Annotated in this window: 14 protein-coding genes; 9 read left to right on the top strand and 5 right to left on the bottom strand. The window is 45.0% G+C overall.

Features of this window, described 5'->3' with window-relative positions; all coding sequences use genetic code 11:
* Positions 1 to 98 precede the first annotated feature (98 nt).
* From FTW16_RS06700 to FTW16_RS06710, 3 genes are all read right to left on the bottom strand, one after another.
* The gene (locus FTW16_RS06700; protein WP_019826861.1) at positions 99 to 710 is read right to left on the bottom strand and encodes a TIGR04211 family SH3 domain-containing protein; all 612 of its coding nucleotides are present in this window, start codon (positions 708 to 710) and stop codon (positions 99 to 101) included.
* 205 nt (positions 711 to 915) lie between these two features.
* On the bottom strand, positions 916 to 2,178 hold the full coding sequence (locus tag FTW16_RS06705) for an inorganic phosphate transporter (protein WP_017061418.1): 1,263 nt from the start codon (positions 2,176 to 2,178) through the stop codon (positions 916 to 918).
* Positions 2,179 to 2,306: 128 nt separating this feature from the next.
* Positions 2,307 to 2,987, bottom strand: coding sequence for a TIGR00153 family protein (locus FTW16_RS06710; RefSeq protein ID WP_186728034.1), 681 nt, complete (start codon positions 2,985 to 2,987; stop codon positions 2,307 to 2,309).
* A 207-nt stretch (positions 2,988 to 3,194) separates the two neighbouring features.
* Here FTW16_RS06710 and FTW16_RS06715 point away from each other — a divergent pair, with 207 nt between their 5' ends.
* Entirely contained in the window at positions 3,195 to 4,712 is a 1,518-nt protein-coding gene (locus FTW16_RS06715) for an inorganic triphosphatase (protein ID WP_146490509.1), read from the top strand.
* Between the two features lie 51 nt (positions 4,713 to 4,763).
* On the opposite strand, the gene FTW16_RS06720 is transcribed toward FTW16_RS06715, so the two are convergent.
* Positions 4,764 to 5,513 (bottom strand): potassium channel family protein, encoded by a 750-nt coding sequence (locus FTW16_RS06720; protein WP_146490510.1) that lies wholly within the window; start codon positions 5,511 to 5,513, stop codon positions 4,764 to 4,766.
* Positions 5,514 to 5,610: 97 nt separating this feature from the next.
* On the opposite strand from FTW16_RS06720, the gene FTW16_RS06725 reads away from it, so the two are divergent.
* From FTW16_RS06725 to hldE, 3 genes are all read left to right on the top strand, one after another.
* Entirely contained in the window at positions 5,611 to 6,867 is a 1,257-nt protein-coding gene (locus FTW16_RS06725) for a methyl-accepting chemotaxis protein (protein ID WP_146490511.1), read from the top strand.
* A 224-nt stretch (positions 6,868 to 7,091) separates the two neighbouring features.
* Entirely contained in the window at positions 7,092 to 9,941 is a 2,850-nt protein-coding gene (glnE, locus tag FTW16_RS06730) for a bifunctional [glutamate--ammonia ligase]-adenylyl-L-tyrosine phosphorylase/[glutamate--ammonia-ligase] adenylyltransferase (RefSeq protein WP_146490512.1), read from the top strand.
* Between the two features lie 120 nt (positions 9,942 to 10,061).
* Entirely contained in the window at positions 10,062 to 11,492 is a 1,431-nt protein-coding gene (gene hldE, locus FTW16_RS06735) for a bifunctional D-glycero-beta-D-manno-heptose-7-phosphate kinase/D-glycero-beta-D-manno-heptose 1-phosphate adenylyltransferase HldE (protein WP_146490513.1), read from the top strand.
* 116 nt (positions 11,493 to 11,608) lie between these two features.
* Here the strand turns inward: hldE and tolC are convergent, their stop codons facing one another.
* Positions 11,609 to 12,934 carry an outer membrane channel protein TolC gene (gene tolC, locus FTW16_RS06740; RefSeq protein ID WP_060983021.1) on the bottom strand — a complete coding sequence of 442 codons (1,326 nt, stop codon included), beginning with the start codon at positions 12,932 to 12,934 and terminating at the stop codon, positions 11,609 to 11,611.
* Positions 12,935 to 13,162: 228 nt separating this feature from the next.
* Here tolC and nudF point away from each other — a divergent pair, with 228 nt between their 5' ends.
* The 5 genes from nudF to parE all read left to right on the top strand — a co-directional run bounded on the left by nudF (position 13,163) and on the right by parE (position 17,878).
* On the top strand, positions 13,163 to 13,792 hold the full coding sequence (nudF, locus tag FTW16_RS06745; protein ID WP_146490514.1) for an ADP-ribose diphosphatase: 630 nt from the start codon (positions 13,163 to 13,165) through the stop codon (positions 13,790 to 13,792).
* 4 nt (positions 13,793 to 13,796) lie between these two features.
* Entirely contained in the window at positions 13,797 to 14,237 is a 441-nt protein-coding gene (locus tag FTW16_RS06750; RefSeq protein ID WP_008222561.1) for a DUF1249 family protein, read from the top strand.
* Positions 14,238 to 14,296: 59 nt separating this feature from the next.
* Complete coding sequence (gene cpdA / locus FTW16_RS06755; RefSeq protein ID WP_146490515.1) at positions 14,297 to 15,121, top strand: 3',5'-cyclic-AMP phosphodiesterase; 825 nt, start codon at positions 14,297 to 14,299, stop codon at positions 15,119 to 15,121.
* A 31-nt stretch (positions 15,122 to 15,152) separates the two neighbouring features.
* Positions 15,153 to 15,758: an esterase YqiA gene (gene yqiA, locus FTW16_RS06760; protein ID WP_146490516.1), complete on the top strand. Its 606-nt coding sequence runs from the start codon at positions 15,153 to 15,155 to the stop codon at positions 15,756 to 15,758.
* A gap of 239 nt (positions 15,759 to 15,997) precedes the next feature.
* On the top strand, positions 15,998 to 17,878 hold the full coding sequence (gene parE, locus FTW16_RS06765) for a DNA topoisomerase IV subunit B (RefSeq protein WP_017061428.1): 1,881 nt from the start codon (positions 15,998 to 16,000) through the stop codon (positions 17,876 to 17,878).

Genomic DNA, 17,878 nt, shown 5'->3' on the forward strand with positions numbered 1-17,878 from the left:
TCAAGGGCACTAGATGACAGGCAAATAAAAAGGAGCACCTCGGTGCTCCTTTTTGATATTCGATACTGAATTTACTGTACCTGAGACAAGCGTTAAGTCTACGCCCAACCGTTTGGTGACTTTCTGCGACGAGGCATAATGTGTGGCAGAACAAGGCCAAGAAGTAGACCAATACCCGCAACACCACCACCGTACATGAAGTACTTTAATAGTAGGTCGTCTTTTTGAGTGTCTAGCTTAGCGCGCAGTTCACGGTTCTCTGTTTGAGAGCTCGTTAGCTGTTGGCTAATCTCGCTGTAGTTTTGCTCAAGTTCAGCAATCTGCTTGTTACGAGAATCTAGAGAGCTCGCTAGGCCTGCTTTTTCGCTGTCAGCACTCTGGCGAGCGTTCGCTAGCTTGCCTTTAACTTCAGTCAGCTCTTTCTCTAGCTTGGGCATACGTAGTGCCATGCTTTCTTTTGTGCTTACAAACTTACTTTCAACCCAACCTTTACGGCCGCGGTTGTCTTGAATCTGGGTGTAACCCGTGCTCTTGTTAGTTTGTAGGTATGTAATCTTTTCACCAGCATCAACACTGCCGATGATACGGAAGGTGTTGTTTGGGCCAGAATGCATATAAGTAAATAGTTTGTCAGCAATATAACGGTCTTGTGCAAAGGCAGCTGGAGCCGCAAGCATTGCGAACAAAACTAAGCTAATCAGTTTTTTCACAGTAAATCCCTTAACGATTCAAATTGGGTAGGCGTATGAGTCAGCCTCAATCAGCAAATAATATTTAGTTTCTTTATGCGGTGCAACAAAGAAGGGAGGCAAAGCCTCCCTTTCTGTGCGTTTGAGTCAATAATGACATGGCATTTACATATCGTTACTGAAGCTCACACTATTCTGACGCTAGTATTCACTAACGCAGTCGCGATTACATAGTAAACGCAGCTTGAATTCCGTAGAAGAACACAACAGCAAGTAGAGCACCTGCTGGCAGTGTCACAATCCAAGAAGCCACGATATTACGTACAACGCCTAAGTTTAGTGCTGCGATACCACGAGCAAAACCAACACCTAATACTGCACCAACGAGGGTTTGTGTAGTAGATATTGGAAGGCCAGTACCTGAAGCTAGTACTACCGTACAGGCCGTTGCAAGTTGTGCAGCAAAGCCACGGCTTGGTGTTAATTCTGTAATACCAGTACCAACGGTTGCCATTACTTTATGACCCATTGTTGCAAGACCAACAACGATACCGAAACCACCTAGAGGAAGAATCCACCATGCGATAGTACTCTTACCTGTGATTTCGCCCATGTGCTCAACGGTTGATACAACAGCAGACAGTGGACCAATCGCGTTTGCAACATCGTTTGAACCGTGTGCAAATGCCATCGCACACGCTGTGATAACCATTAGTACCGAGAAGATGCCTTCAACACCAGCAAAGCCGTGGTCTTCTTCGCGGTTAGCAAATTTCTTCTGGATGTATAGGTAACCGCCGATCATAACAAGAGCAGAAACGCCAGCAGCCCAAACCCACGCTTCAGTGTTGCTTAGGTGAAGACCAACGTGCTTAAGACCTTTCTTGATGGTTACAAGTGCAATCACCATCGTTGTGATGAACATGTATACCGGTACAAAGCGCTTCGCGTTGAATAGCGGGTTCTCAGTATCAAAAATCAGTCGTTGAGCACTTACAAATATCACGTAAGCGAAGAAGCCGGAAATAACGGGTGTGATAATCCAACTGCCCACAATACCTTGAACACTGTTCCAGTCTACCGCTTCAGTACCTACAGAAATACAAGCAAAACCGATGATCGCACCGATGATTGAGTGAGTCGTAGAAACAGGCCAACCCATGTAAGAAGCGAGAAGTAGCCATGTACCAGCAGCAAGAAGTGCTGACATCATGCCGTACACAAGTACATCAGGTTGATGAGCGAATAGAGACGTTTCGATAACACCTTTACGGATCGTGTCTGTTACTTCGCCGCCCGCAAGGTAAGCACCTGCGAATTCAAAGATCATTGCGATAATGATCGCTTGTTTAACGGTTAGAGCTTTAGAGCCTACTGAAGTGCCCATTGCGTTCGCAACGTCATTTGCACCAATACCAATAGCCATCAAGAAACCGAAAGCTGCTGCAACAATAATCAGGACAGTGCCGTAGTTAGCAAGGATATCCATCGTAATACCTAGTTGTTTGATAACAAGCGGAACAAATTTAGACGCAAAAAACCGCTCAGCGAGAGAAATACTCAGCGCATAAGTGGTTTGTTCAAAAAATGCTCTTCGTTATATGGTTAACGTATGATTTAAGATCGAGAAAGCATTACTTCAAGACGAGCGCCAACACGCTGTGCTTGATCTGCAATACCACCAACCCATTCAAGAATTTTGTATAAGAACATGATATCAACTGGATTCAGGTCGCCTTCAATCGCCATTAGTTGTTGGCGTAGTTCGATCTGCATCGCATCCGTGTCATCTTCAATTACATCTAATTGATGAATCATTTCGGCAACGAGTGTTACTTCACGGCCTTTAAAGCCAGTCTCAAGTAATTCGTCTAATTCATTGATTACGTTTTGTGCTTGGTTCGCTGCATCTAGACAACGTTTAACGTAAGCGATGAAGTTTTCTTGCATAGGATCAGGAATGACAAGTTGACGACCATATACACGGCCAGCAATGTCTTTCGCTAGGTTTGCGAGTTTGTCTTGTTGCGTTAATAGCTCCAACATATCGGTGCGATCAACTGGCATAAACAAACCACGAGGAAGTTTAAGGCGAATTTCACGTTTTAGTACGTCAGCTTCTTTCTCAAGGTGAGAAATTTGAGCTCGAATTTCTGATGCTTTTTCCCAGTCACCTTTTGAAGAAACTTCAAAGAAATTAACTAGGTGAGAACAACATTCGTTCACGCATACTACGTGACGCTGCAAAGGTTTAATTGGGGACTTTGCAAATAACCCCATAATTGTATTTACTGGCATGGTCATCCAACCTAATAAATAATAACCTTAAAACAACATACACCATATTCATGGTGAAATGTTAAGCGATGGCTACAAAGTCGCGCATGTTAACCTAATCAATCTCTCATTAAAACTGTTTTAGATCATCATAAGGGCGATATTTCTGACTTGCCGACTTTTCAAATTGGCAATATCCTGTCCCTATCTTCACAGAAAGGTATAACTATGGAAACCGAGATAGAACTGAAGTTTTTTGTTTCTCCTGAATTTTCAGAGACTTTACGCAATAAAATTGCTGAAACTAAAGTACTTCAGCACAGTTGTCGTGAGCTAGGTAACATCTACTTTGACACCGCTGACAACTGGCTACGTAAGCACGATACAGGCTTACGCATTCGACGCTTTGATGACGTATTTGTACAAACCGTAAAGACGGCTGGTCGTGTGGTTGCTGGCCTACATCAAAGGCCTGAATACAATGCAGAACACGACAGCAACGAACCTAAGTTAGCCCTGCACCCAGAGGACATCTGGCCAGCAGGTAAAGACATCGAAACGTTGCAAGCTGAGCTGACTCCTCTATTCTCTACCAACTTCACGCGTGAGCAGTGGTTGATTGGTATGCCTGATGGTAGCCAAGTCGAGGTCGCATTCGACCAGGGCTTCGTTGAATCAGGCGACCTGCAAGAACCGATTTGCGAAGTCGAATTGGAGCTTAAATCCGGTCAAACGGATGCGCTATTTACATTGTCTCGTCAATTCTGCGAGCAAGGTGGCATGCGTTTGGGTAACCTAAGTAAAGCAGCTAAGGGTTACCGCCTTGCTCAAGGTTATCAAGGAGATGAAGTTACTCCTTTGACTTTAGTTGATACTGATAAAAGTGATACCGTTGAATCGTGTTTCATTCAATCTTTAGAGCACGCTCTCGCTCATTGGCACTATCATGAGCAGATCTTCACCGAGCGCCAATCTATTGAAGCACTGCATGAGATCAGCCACTCGCTCAGCTTTATTCGTCAAACCTTCACTATCTATGGTGGTATTGTCCCAAGACGTGCAAGTGCTATTTTACGCCAAGAGCTCAAGTGGCTTGAGCAAGAGCTCGATTGGCTGAAAAGCTATGATCACTTCGAAGACTTGTTGGAAGATAAAGGCCATGTGCTACGTAAACTCGATGCGCGCAAGTTCTTGGTTGCTGAGCTTAAAGAGATGCAAGAGCAACTTCCCGATCGTGAAGAGCTGCTTACCTTGTTGAGCTCTGCTCGTTACACTGGTTTATTGTTAGATCTGAGCCGCTGGATCTTATCTCGTGGCTGGCAACCTTTCTTAGATGAGAAAGCGCGTGAACAAATGGGGCGTGGTATCGAATGGTTTTCGGTGCAGCAACTCGATCGTACATGGGCTGACTTGATGGAAGCTTTCCCTCCAGAGCGAGTGATGACCAGCCAAGCGTATATCGATCAGCAATACCGTTTGATGCGTAATCTATACTCTGGCGTCGGTTTTGCGAGTTTGTATGACGACGATGAGCGCAACAGCTTCCGTTTGCCATGGGCCGATATGGTGCAAGGCATTGATGACTTGCTGGCACTGAAAACATTAGAGCCGTTAACTGAGAAGTTGGAAGGCGATGAGAAGGTTCAGCTAGAGCGTTGGTTGGCTCGTCAAGAAGTGTCCATTTTGCATGCGATGGAACAGACACGCCAAATCAGTGTTGAGGTTGAGCCATATTGGCAAGACTAAATTCAACACCTGTATCAATATAAGTATGAATTTGAAAATAGGGCTTCGGCCCTATTTTTTTATTTGTTGTTCGAGCTTCTCTAGTCGTTCGAGGATTTTCTGTTGTTGCTCAATGATCTTCTCAAGATGCTTCTCTTTGCTTTCAGCGCGTTGATTCTCAAGGTGAGTTGGGGAGGTAATCAAAGAAGTGATCAAGCCTGAAATCATACCAAACACACCCACACCGCAAATGATCACCAGAGAAGCGACTAATTTTCCTGAACTCGTGACTGGATAATGATCGCCATATCCTACGGTACTGATGGTAACGAAAGCCCACCACAAAGCATCTTGTCCAGTGGTAATGTTGGCGTTGGGGTCTTTGTGCTCTAACAGCAGTATTGTTCCGGCTCCTATGGTCAGGAGAATGACCAGCAGCAATATAATCGAGGCGAGGGTGGTTTCTTTGCGGTTGCGAAATAGCTCTCTGAGAACGCGTTTACCCGAACGAAGAACAAGAATGACACGCAGGATCTGAAAAATGCGAGCGAAACGAAGAGGCTCGATCATTGGGATGCTTGCCAAGAAATCGATCCAGTGTACTTTTATATATTCTTTTTTGTTTTGTGATCTGAATAGATCAATAGTGAGCTGAAAAAGAAAAACACTACAGATTATAAAATCGAGGCCGATAAGGACTTGTTTCGATTCTTTATCGATCGGTACGAACAATAAGCCTGAGATCACAAATAACGCTAAGAAAGAGAGAATCAGTGACAATAAGCTCATCGGCTTAGTGGCGTCTTTGGTATTATTCAACATTCATACGAGGCTCAAAATAAATCGCGAACTTTGACTGACATAGCCACCTCGCGGATATAGAAGCCATCAATATATAAGAATTAATGGAGAACTGACAATGACTAAACTGTCATTCAAGCCGTGGGAAAGGATAATCTCTGACGTTCGTCTCGTTCCGAAAATGATTATGCTGATGATATTCAGCACTATCTTGATCATTTCGAAGCAGCTTTGGGACGCAAGTACGTTTTACGATTCATTGCTTGCTGTAACCAACAATGCGCAAGTCGCACAACAGCATTACGAGACTTACCTAGTTCAAGTGGCTTGGCAAACAGCCTTGATGATCATTGTGTTTGTGATTCTTCTATTAGCTGCGGCTCGCGTTATGCTGCGTCAGACTCAATACCTTAATGACGCAATTAAAACTATGGCCGATAAGAACCTATCAGTGCCGATTCAAATGGATTGTAAAGATGAATACGGCGATGTGGCACGTGAACTTGAAAAAACTCGTGTCCAACTGAACGACATGATCAAAACTCAGGTGGCCTCTTCTGATGAACTGTTTGCTCTGACGGAAGTGATGACCATCAGCATGTCTGAAACCAAAGAGTCAGCTCAAGAAGAGTTCAATGAGATCGATCAGCTTGCGACAGCAATGAGCGAGATGACCTCTACGGTGCAAACTGTAGCCGAGCATGCACAAAGCGCTTCTTCATTGACGGAACAGGCATCAGGCCAAGCATTGACCGGTCAGAAGTTCGTTCAAGGCTCAGTTTCTAAGATGAGTGAGTTATCTTCAGATATCGCAGCATCTGCAGCAGCGGTAAACCAAGTTGAAGAGCGCGTTGACTCAATTGGTAGTGTGGTTGGTACTATCCAAGGCATTTCAGAACAGACAAACCTTTTAGCATTGAACGCTGCGATCGAAGCGGCGCGTGCAGGTGAAGCGGGTCGAGGCTTTGCGGTTGTTGCCGATGAGGTTCGTAACCTTGCGCAGCGTACTCAACAAGCGACGGTAGAGATTCAGGACATGATCAGTCACCTACAAAGCAGTGCTAATTCTGCGGTAGAGCTGATGGAGAAGAGTGTTGTTGAAGCGGCTGAAGGCGTTGATTTGGTGACTAATGCTGGCACAGAGCTTGATGGTATCGTAAGCCAAGTTAACCAAATCAATGACATGAACTTCCAAATCGCGACAGCTGCAGGTCAACAGAGCAGCGTTGCAGAAGAGATGAGTGTCAACCTGACCAATGTTCGTGAACTTGTCGAAGCTTCAGTTGTGGTTGTTGGTGAGCTGTTAGAGACCTCTCAGCTTATGGAGAGCAACGCGCAAGAACTCGACGGTAAGATTAAGCAATTTAAGGTTTAGTCCTTAGCACCTAATCTTCATCCGTAAAGGCTTATTCCCAGAGACTTTTTCTAGGTTGTAAGCTCAACCAGATAAGTTAATCGATAAAACGCCCACATTGCTAATGTGGGCGTTTTTTATTGGCGTAACTTTGGTATAACTTATCTTTAGTTATGAAAACTCGTTATTGAAGAACTGAATCGATAAACCGATTGTTCAGCGCGCAGCTTATACAAGGAAGAAACATGCCATTGCCTTCTCAAATCGTCACTCACTCACAGTCTGCTTTTGAGCAATTATTAGAGCATCAAAGTGAAGCCATCAATACTTGGCCTGAGCCACTGACTGAGGATCTTAAACGTGTACTCGGTTTAAGCTGTTTTATTAGTGATTGCTTGCAGCGTGATACGGTTTTGTGTGGTGATTTACCTAATATGTTGGCATGCGAAGAACGTGCTGAAGGGTACCGAGAACGACTGGCTGAATTACTTTCTGGCTGCACCGATGAAATGAGCGGTCAGCGCGTGCTGCGTCAATTTCGCAATCGAGAAATGACCTACATTGCTTGGCGTGATTTTATGGGCTCATGGGAGCTAGAACAGAGCTTAAGTCACCTATCGATGTTGGCTGAGGCGATGATCTTCGAGACCTATCAATGGCAGTACGATATTTGTTGTACAGAGTGGGGTACACCTTGTAATGAACAAGGTGAAGCACAGCCAATGTTGATCATTGGTATGGGCAAGCTAGGGGGGGGGGAGCTCAATTTCTCTTCTGATATTGACCTGATTTTTACCTATCCTGAGAATGGCGAAACCCAGGGTGCAAGACGAAGTATCGCCAACGCACAATTTTTCACACGCTTGGGGCAACGTATTATCAAGGCACTTGACCAGCAAACCTTTGATGGATTCTGTTATCGAGTCGACATGCGTTTACGTCCATTTGGTGAGAGTGGTCCACTTGTGATGAGCTATGCAGCACTTGAAGATTATTACCAAGAACAAGGTCGTGATTGGGAACGCTACGCGATGGTCAAAGCGCGAGTGATGGGCAGCGAAATGTATCCTGAGTATCAAGAGCTTCGCCAAATGCTACGCCCGTTTGTTTTCCGTCGTTATATTGATTTCAGTGCGATTCAATCTTTGCGTCGTATGAAGTCGATGATCAGCAGTGAAGTTCGCCGTCGTGGCCTCTCAAATAACATCAAACTTGGCTCTGGTGGTATTCGTGAAGTGGAGTTTATTGCGCAAGTTTTCCAATTGATTCGTGGTGGGCGTGAACCTAGCCTTCGTGGTAGAGGTCTATTGGAAACGTTAAGTGCGATTGAGTCTCTTCATCTGCTAGAGTCCCAAGAGGTAAGGCATTTACGCGAGGCTTACCTGTTTCTGCGTCGCCTTGAGAACCTATTACAAGCGATGGCTGATAAGCAAACTCAAACCTTACCTGATGGTGAATTCGAACAGTTGCAACTCGCTGTCGCAATGCAATTCACTGATTGGGACAGTTTGATTGCGGCAACTCGAACTCATATGGCGAATGTACATACTGTGTTCGAAGATCTGATTGGTGTCGATGAAGATGACGCCAATCCAATCGCGAGTCACTTTAGTGAACTGTGGGATATGGCCCATAAACCAGACGTGATTGAACAAGTACTGGAGCATGATATTGCGATTGCTAGCCCGCCTGAAGCTGCGAGAACGATCATTCAGTTTAAAGCCGATTTGGCTAAAAAAACCCTTGGCCCACGTGGACGAGAAGTTCTGAATCGCTTGATGCCTAAAGTGTTTCAAGCGCTGTACACCGCTAAGGATGCCGAGTTTGGTTTATCTCGAGTGCTGCATCTACTGCAAAAAATCGTTACGCGTACCACTTACCTTGAACTACTAGATGAACACCCTGCTGCGTTGACTCAGTTAGTTCGCTTATGTACAGCAAGCCCGATGATCTCAGAACAGCTGGGTCGTTACCCAATTCTGTTAGATGAACTTATCGATCCTCAGCAACTCTACAATCCAGTACCCTTAGAGTCTTACAAGACCGAATTGCGTGATTACCTAGCCCGTATCCCTGAAGATGATATGGAGCAACAGATGGAAGGTCTGCGTCAGTTTAAGCAGACTTGTATTTTGAGGATCGCAGCTGCGGATATTGCGGGTGCTCTACCTGTCATGAAGGTTAGTGATCATTTGACCTACTTAGCGGAAGCCATTGTTGAAGCCGGAGTTAACCAGGCTTGGTTACAGGTGTCAGCAAAGTTTGGTGAGCCGACACATCTTAAAGATCGTGAAGGTCGTGGTTTTGCTGTTGTCGGTTATGGCAAAGTGGGCGGTTGGGAGCTTGGTTATAATTCCGATCTCGATATTGTGTTTATGCATGACTGCCCGGTACATATCTATACTGATGGTAAGAAAGAGATCGATGGACGCCAATTCTACTTAAGATTAGCGCAGCGTATTATTCATATTTTCTCGACCAGAACCGCTTCCGGCATTCTGTACGAAGTCGACACTCGTTTACGCCCTTCTGGTGCATCTGGCCTGTTGGTGAGTCCAACCGATGCCTTTGACGAGTATCAGCACAATGACGCGTGGACTTGGGAACACCAAGCTTTGACACGCGCTCGCATGATTTACGGCGATGACTTATTGGCTTCCGCATTCAATAAAACACGTCATGAGGTGTTATGCCTACAACGTGATGAAGCAACGTTGAAGAAGGCGGTAGTGGATATGCGAGAAAAAATGCGTGATCACCTCGGCGGTAAAAAAGCTGATCGATTCATGCTAAAGCAGGATGCTGGTGGCATTACCGATATTGAATTCTTGGCGCAATATTTAGTCCTTCGATACAGTAATGAGAAGCCAAAGCTTACTCGTTGGTGTGACAATGTCAGAATCTTTGAAAGCCTGTTGTCACAAGGGATTATGGACGAGCAACAAGGGGTGGCATTAACCCATGCTTATACAACGTTAAGAGATGAAATCCACCACCGTAATCTACTCAATCTTGATGCGGATGTGGCGATTGAAAAGTTTGAAATGGAAAGAGAACATGTTGTTCAAGCATGGAAGCAGTGGATGGAAGCGTAGCTTGTCTTTCGCTTAGCTGTCACAGTGCCTATCGAGGTAGGCTTTACTCATTTTTCTAAGGTTTAGCCACTGTAATCAGTGTGCTAGACTCTAGCCAGATTCGATTTTTGGAGCTCAACAATGAAACCAATTCTACCTGACTACAGCCAATCAGGTGTTCTTATTGTCGGTGACGTCATGCTTGATCGTTACTGGTATGGTCCAACTGGCCGTATTTCACCAGAAGCGCCAGTGCCTGTGGTAAAAGTAGAAAATAACGAGGAGCGCCCTGGTGGTGCTGCTAACGTAGCAATGAATATTGCCTCGCTTGGCGGTCATGCTCATGTTGTTGGTTTAACAGGTAAAGATGAGCCAGCCGAGGTGTTGAAAAACACTTTGGGTGCGCTGAAGGTTAAGTGTGATTTTGTTGAGTTAGAAGACTATCCAACCATCACAAAACTACGAGTTATGAGCCGTGGTCAGCAGTTGATTCGTCTTGATTTTGAAGACAAATTTGAAAACACCAATCCAGAGTTTATTCTGTCTCGCATGGAGCAAGCACTGCCAAATGTCCGCTCGGTTATCTTGTCAGATTATGCGAAGGGTGCATTAGAGCATGTACAGAGCTTCATTCAAAAAGCACGCGCATCAAATGTTCCAGTATTCATCGATCCAAAAGGCGCGGATTTAGAGCGCTACCGTGGTGCGACATTACTTACACCAAATATGGCAGAGTTTGAGCTAGTTACAGGTAAAGTTAAGTCAGAAGAAGATCTTATCGAGAAGGGTATTGCCTTGATCGAGAAGTATGACTTTGAAGCTTTATTGGTGACTCGCAGTGAGAACGGTATGACGTTACTACGTAAAGGTCAGGCACCATTCCATTTACCGACTCAAGCGAAAGAAGTGTACGACGTGACGGGTGCTGGAGATACGGTTATCTCAGTTCTGGCGGCTTCTGTTGCTGCGGGGAAACCACTTGATGAATCGTGTGCATTAGCGAATGCGGCTGCTGGCGTGGTAGTTGGTAAGCTTGGTACATCTACACTGTCTACGATTGAGTTAGCGGAAGCGATTCACGGCAGCCAAGACACAGATTATGGTGTGATCTCGGAAGCGGCACTGGTTGAAGCAGTGAAACGTGCTCGAGCGAAAGGTGAGAAGGTCGTTATGACCAATGGCTGCTTTGATATTCTGCATGCCGGCCATGTTTCTTACATGAACCACGCAGCTGAGCTAGGTGACCGCTTGATCGTTGCCGTTAATACTGACGAGTCTGTTAAGCGCTTGAAAGGCCCTGGTCGCCCTGTGAACCCAACCGATCGCCGTATGGCGGTATTGGCTGGCTTAGGTGCAGTTGATTGGGTTGTGCCGTTTTCTGAAGACACACCTCAACGGTTGATCTCTGAGGTTTTACCAAGCATTCTTGTGAAAGGTGGTGACTACAAACCTGAAGATATTGCTGGTGGTGCGGAAGTAATTGCAGCTGGCGGTGAAGTGAAAGTACTTAACTTTGAAGATGGCTGCTCTACGACTGAAATTATTAAAGCGATTAAGGGTGGTCGAGGCTAGTTTCTAGTCTTTTGGTGCTAAGCTTTTAGCTAGGCAGTAAATCTCGCTTTGAATAGATAATAAAAATGCCGCTCAATGAGCGGCATTTTTGTAGCTGTAGCTAGTGTAATTTAGAATTACTTACTTGCGACTTTTAGACCTGCGTTTACATCAACAATATCTTGTTCGCTTAGAGTACCAACCGCTTGACGAAGCTGAAGTACACTTAGGATGTAGTTGTAACGAGCATCTGAAAGGTTCTTGTTCGCGTCGTATAGACGACGAGTCGAATCTAATACGTCAACGATAGTACGAGTGCCTACATCAAAGCCGGCTTCAGTTGCTTCTAAAGCAGACTGAGCAGAAACTACAGACTGTTCGTAAGCGCGTAGAGCACCGATTGAAGCTGTGATGTTGTTGTTGAATGCACGTACGTCTTTTACAACGCTTCGGTAGGTTGCTTCTAAGTCTTCACTTGCCGCAACGTAGTTGTATTCAGCCTGTCGAGTCAAAGAAGTAGTGTTGCCACCTGTGTATAGAGGTACAACTAAGTTCAAGCCTAGGTTTAGGTTGTCTTGGTCATAATCTTGAGAGCTGTTTGATTGATCTGCAAGAGAGTAGCTACCATCTAATGTCAGGCTTGGTAAGTGACCAGAGCTTGCTAGTGAGATGTTATCTTTTGCTACGTCTTGAGAGATACGCGCTGCAAGTAGGCTAAGGTTCTTCTGCTCAGCCTGTTCAACAAGTGCAACAGCCGACTCGGAAGATTTGCTTGCAGAGAAACGGTCAGTATCTAGGATGCTTAGGTTAGAGTGTTCTTGACCTGTGATCTCACGTAGACCTTCATAGTTATTAATCAGAGTGTTTTCTGCTAAGACTTCGTCTGCCAAAACGCCATCGTACTGAGCTTGTGCATCATGTACATCGGTGATTGCTGAAAGACCTACTTCAAAACGTTGTTTTGTTTGTTCTAGTTGACGAGCAACTGCTGCTTTTTCGGCACGAACAAATTCTAGGTTATCTTGAGATCGAAGTACTTCGAAGTATGCGGTTGCTACACGCAGGATCAAAGCTTGTTGCTCTGCCGCGTATGCTGAATCAGCCTGACGAGCACTTTTTTCTGCTGTATCGAGCGTGATCCATGAAGAACGTTGATAAAGCTCTTGAGTGAAGCCGATAGCTGCTCCCCAAGTGTTGTTATCGATACTTGAGCTACCTTGACCTGAAGTATCTCTGTCACCACGGTTAATGTCGTAGTTCGCTGTTAGGTTAATTTGTGGTAGCAAATCACTACGGCTTGACGTTACTGCTTCAAAAGCGGCATCGCGCTGCGCTGCTGAACGAAGAAGTTGTGGATCGTTCTGTTTTGCTTGGTCGTAAACTTCAGCTAGCGTATCAGCAAAAGCTGATGAACTCAGGCTGCCAATTGCTGCACTGATAAATAGTGGAAGCAGTTTTTTCATTTTCCTATTCCTGCCTTTAATAGAATTTTTCTTTAAAAGAGTTTAACCCAGTTTGGTGGTAATTTACTCGAAACTTTGCACTTTTTTACAATTAACTGTCCACTTGTGCAATATTTATTTTTTAAAACTTAACTTTAATTATAAGTTTTGTATAAAAAGTTGAACCTTATCCTTGGTAGTTAACTCGGACAATGAGTAAACTATAAAGATCACTTAGTGAGGTGCCAAATGCAACAGTCTGACAATCAACGACATGAGTTTACTCCGCAAGATGTGGAAATAGTCTCAAAAGAGACGCTGTTTCGTGGTTTTTTTAAAATGGTTAAGTACACATTTAAACATAGATTGTTTGAGGGGGGCTGGAGCCAACCAATAGAACGTGAAATGTTTGAGCGTGGTCATGCTGCCGCTTTGCTACCTTATGATCCTGTTCGTGATGAAGTTGTGATCGTCGAACAGATCCGTGTCGGTGCTCTAGAGCATGAAAACCCATGGCAATATGAGATTGTTGCCGGGATTATCGATACTGACGAGTCACCACAAGATGTTGCCCGTCGTGAAGCGATGGAAGAAGCTGGAGTCGAAGTCGGATCTGTATTACCTATTACTTCGTATTACCCTTCATCTGGCGGTTGCTCGGAAAAGCTCGACGTCTTTGTTGGCTGTGTTGATGCAACGACAGCTAAAGGGGTGCATGGATTGGATTACGAAGGTGAAGACATTAGGGTACAAGTGATGACTCGCGAGGCCGCTTATCAGTTGGTAACAGATGGTGTGTTTGAAAATGGCGCCACAATCATTGCGCTACAGTGGCTACAATTGAACTACCAAGAATTACAGTCAGAGTGGATAGATTAACGTCATGCCAAATATAGCGGTCAAAAAACCGTATCATGTTGATCTTGCTGAGTTGATGCGAGTTTACGAGACTAACTATGCCAAGCTTAACGCTTTGTTACCGGTTGGGCATGAGGTTGGTGACGTTCGCTGTTACCAAGCCGTTAATATGGTGTATCAATTGACAGTGAATGAGGTCACAAAATACACCACTTTAATAGACATATGTCAGAGTGACGCGATGCCAGTGTTTCCTTTGCCAAAAATGTCTGTCAGGCTATATCACGATGCTCGAGTTGCAGAAGTGTGCGCTAGCGGGGATTTTTCACGAGTCAAAGCTAAATATGACTATCCCAACACTAAGCTTCTGCAAAAGGACGAGAAATTTCAATTGAATAAATTTCTTGGGGAATGGTTAACGTTTTGTTTAAAAACGGGTATCAGCCGAACTCCAATTGCCTTTTAATTGAGCTTATTGAACAACACTTTTAAAGTCTAAACAGTAACGTATCTGGATTTGTTATTTTGGAATTATCACACACTTCAAAATTTGATGAGAGCACTATTAAGCTTGTGCAGCTAACGGACACGCATTTATTTGCGCCGAGCAATGGCAGCTTATTAAGCATCAACACTCAAGATAGCTTTCGTGCTGTAGTCGGTGGCATTGTTAGCCAGGGCTTTGACTATCAAGCGATTTTAGCAACCGGTGATATCTCTCAAGATCACAGTGCAGAGTCGTACCAGAAATTTGAGTCAGGGATTCAGCCTTTGGAAAAGCCATGTTATTGGCTGCCAGGAAACCATGACTTTAAGCCTAATATGGGCAGTGTTTTACCATCAACCCAAATACAGTGCGTTGAGCATGTCTTGCTAGGCGATAGCTGGCAGATGGTGATGCTGGATTCGCAAGTGGTGGGTGTGCCTCATGGTCGCCTCAGCGATCAACAGCTTGATCTGTTAGAACAAAAGCTGACGGAATTCCCTGAACGTAATACATTGGTTCTATTGCACCACCACCCGTTATTGGTTGGCAGTGCATGGTTGGATCAACATAACCTAAAAGACGCAGACCAATTTTGGGATGTGGTTCAACAGCACACCAATGTTAAAGCGGTACTGTGTGGCCACGTTCATCAAGATATGAACCGAGATCATCATGGTGTACAAGTCATGGCAACACCGTCGACTTGTGTGCAATTCAAACCTAACTCAGATGACTTCGCGGTAGACACTTTGTCTCCGGGCTGGAGAGAGATTGAACTGCATCAAGACGGAACGGTCAGCACGAAAGTTCGTCGTTTGCCTGATGGGCAGTTCTTGCCTGATTTTGAAGCGGCTGGTTATTAATGCTGTTGATTATTGATGTAGGAGTCTATTAATGTCTGGTTCTGAACTGCAAACCACTAAGCCATCACTGCTCCTCTATATTCACGGTTTCAACAGTTCATCACGTTCTCATAAAGCGAACGTGATGGCAGATTATTGTGCTAAGTATCGCTCTGATATTAAAGTCGTTACCCCTCAACTGCCGAGCTTTCCTCAGCAAGCAGCTCTGCATTTACAGCAGTTGGTGGAGCAATATAAAGAGCAATATCAGATAGCGTTGGTGGGTAGCTCATTGGGTGGCTATCTTTCAACATGGCTGAATAGTCACTATGGTTTTAAAGCTGTGGTTGTAAACCCAGCAGTAAAGCCATTTGAGCTTCTTGCTGACTATTTAGGTGAACAAGTAAACCCATACACTGATGAGCGATATGTACTGGAAACAAAGCATATCGATGAACTGAAGGCGTTAGAGGTTCCGGTTATCACTAAGCCGAGTGATTTCTGGTTACTTCAGCAAACGGAAGATGAAGTTCTGGATTACCGACAAGCGGTAGAGAAGTACCAAGGTGCAACACAGACAGTAGAAGAGGGGGGGGATCATAGCTTTGTTGATTTTGAACGCTACCCACAACAAATCATCACCTTTCTAAATATCTAATCTGTTCCACCAACTAAGTGATTTTCTCTTGTTTGCCTGTTATTTCATCTATCAATGGTGAAATATCATAGTTTGATGTCTTAGTTTTTGAACTAGCTTGACATCATTACTCAGCTTCCAGACTATATTCCCCAATACTTCGCTCGTTCGCTCTACTATGACGGTTCATAGTAATGATTCTGCTTTAGTGAAACTGGAGCCAGCGAACTGACGCAAACTTTTTGAGTAAACTCCGTATTATGACTGAACAATATAATGCAAAAGACCTCGAGGTACTTGAAGGTCTCGATCCTGTGCGACACCGCCCGGGAATGTATACCGAGACAGAAAGACCTAACCACCTTGCCCAAGAAGTCATTGATAACTCGGTCGATGAAGCACTAGCGGGACACGCTAAGAAGATCAAAGTTGTGCTTCATGCAGACCAATCGTTAGAAGTTACCGATGACGGCCGTGGTATGCCTGTCGATATTCACCCTGAAAAAGGGATCTCAGGTGTTGAGCTGATTTTAACTAAGCTCCACTCTGGCGGTAAATTCTCGAACAACAACTACAAGTTCTCAGGTGGTCTGCACGGTGTAGGTATCTCGGTTGTAAACGCACTGTCAAAACGTGTTGAAGTGACCGTACGCCGAGAAGGTCAGGTTCATGAGATCGCACTTGAAGGTGGTCATGCTGTAACAGAACTGACTGTAACGGGCACTTGTGGCCATCGTAACAGTGGTACATCTGTACATTTTTGGCCTGATCCTAAGTATTTCGATAGCCCTAAATTTTCGACACTGCGTCTGATTAACAACCTACGTGCAAAAGCAGTGCTTTGCCCAGGTTTAGAAATTACCTTTATCGACAAAGTCGGTGGCGAAGAGCATAAATGGTTCTATGAAGATGGTCTAAAAGACTACCTTGCCGAAGGCGTGAAAGGTTACACCTTACTGCCTGAAGAACCGTATGTTGGCGAATTCGTAGCTGAAACAGAAATGGCGAACTGGGCGATCATCTGGCAGCCAGAAGGCGGTGATATGATTACCGAGAGTTACGTGAACTTAGTACCGACTAAACAAGGTGGTACACACGTAAACGGTCTTCGCCAAGGTCTGCTTGATGCAATGCGTGAGTTCTGTGAATTCCGTAACTTGTTACCACGCGGCGTTAAGCTAACGGGTGATGACATCTTTGACCGTTGTTCTTACGTATTATCGGTGAAGATGCAAGATCCGCAGTTTGCTGGTCAAACAAAAGAGCGCTTGTCTTCGCGTCAAACCGCTGCGTTTGTTTCTGGTGTGGTTAAAGATGCATTTAGCTTGTGGTTGAACGAAAAACCACAACTGGCAGAGCAGTTAGCAGAAGCTTGTATTGCGAATGCCCACCGCCGTATGCGCGCAAGCAAAAAGGTTGTGCGTAAGAAAATCGCTTCAGGTCCAGCTTTGCCAGGTAAGCTAACGGACTGTTCAGTTCAAGACTTAAGCCGTACCGAAATCTTCTTCGTGGAAGGGGACTCGGCGGGTGGTTCCGCTAAACAAGCACGTGACCGTGAGTTCCAAGCGGTGATGCCACTTCGCGGTAAGATTTTAAATACATGGGAAGTGTCAGCAGACCAAGTATTGGCTTCGCAAGAAGTGCACGACATCTCGGTGGCTCTGGGTATCGACCCGGACAACGATGATTTATCAGGCCTGCGTTACGGTAAAATCTGTATTCTTGCCGATGCGGACTCGGATGGTCTTCATATCGCGACACTGCTATGTGCTTTGTTTACTCGCCATTTCCATGCATTAGTTGAAGCGGGTCATATCTATGTGGCAATGCCTCCTCTGTATCGTATCGATTGCGGTAAAGAAGTGTTCTACGCACTTGATGACGCAGAGAAAGACGGTGTGCTTGAGCGACTATCGCAGAAGAAAGCCAAGATCAACGTGCAACGATTCAAAGGTCTGGGTGAAATGAACCCACTTCAGTTGCGTGAAACCACCATGGATCCAAACACTCGTCGCCTTGTGCAGTTAACGATTGATGACAGCGAAGCGACCAACGAGATGATGGACATGCTGCTTGGTAAGAAACGTGCAGATGATCGCCGTACATGGCTACAGACTAACGGTGATATGGCCGAGGTATAA

This window comes from Vibrio sp. T20, from assembly GCF_007858795.1.
In the GTDB taxonomy this organism is placed as follows: domain Bacteria; phylum Pseudomonadota; class Gammaproteobacteria; order Enterobacterales; family Vibrionaceae; genus Vibrio; species Vibrio satsumensis.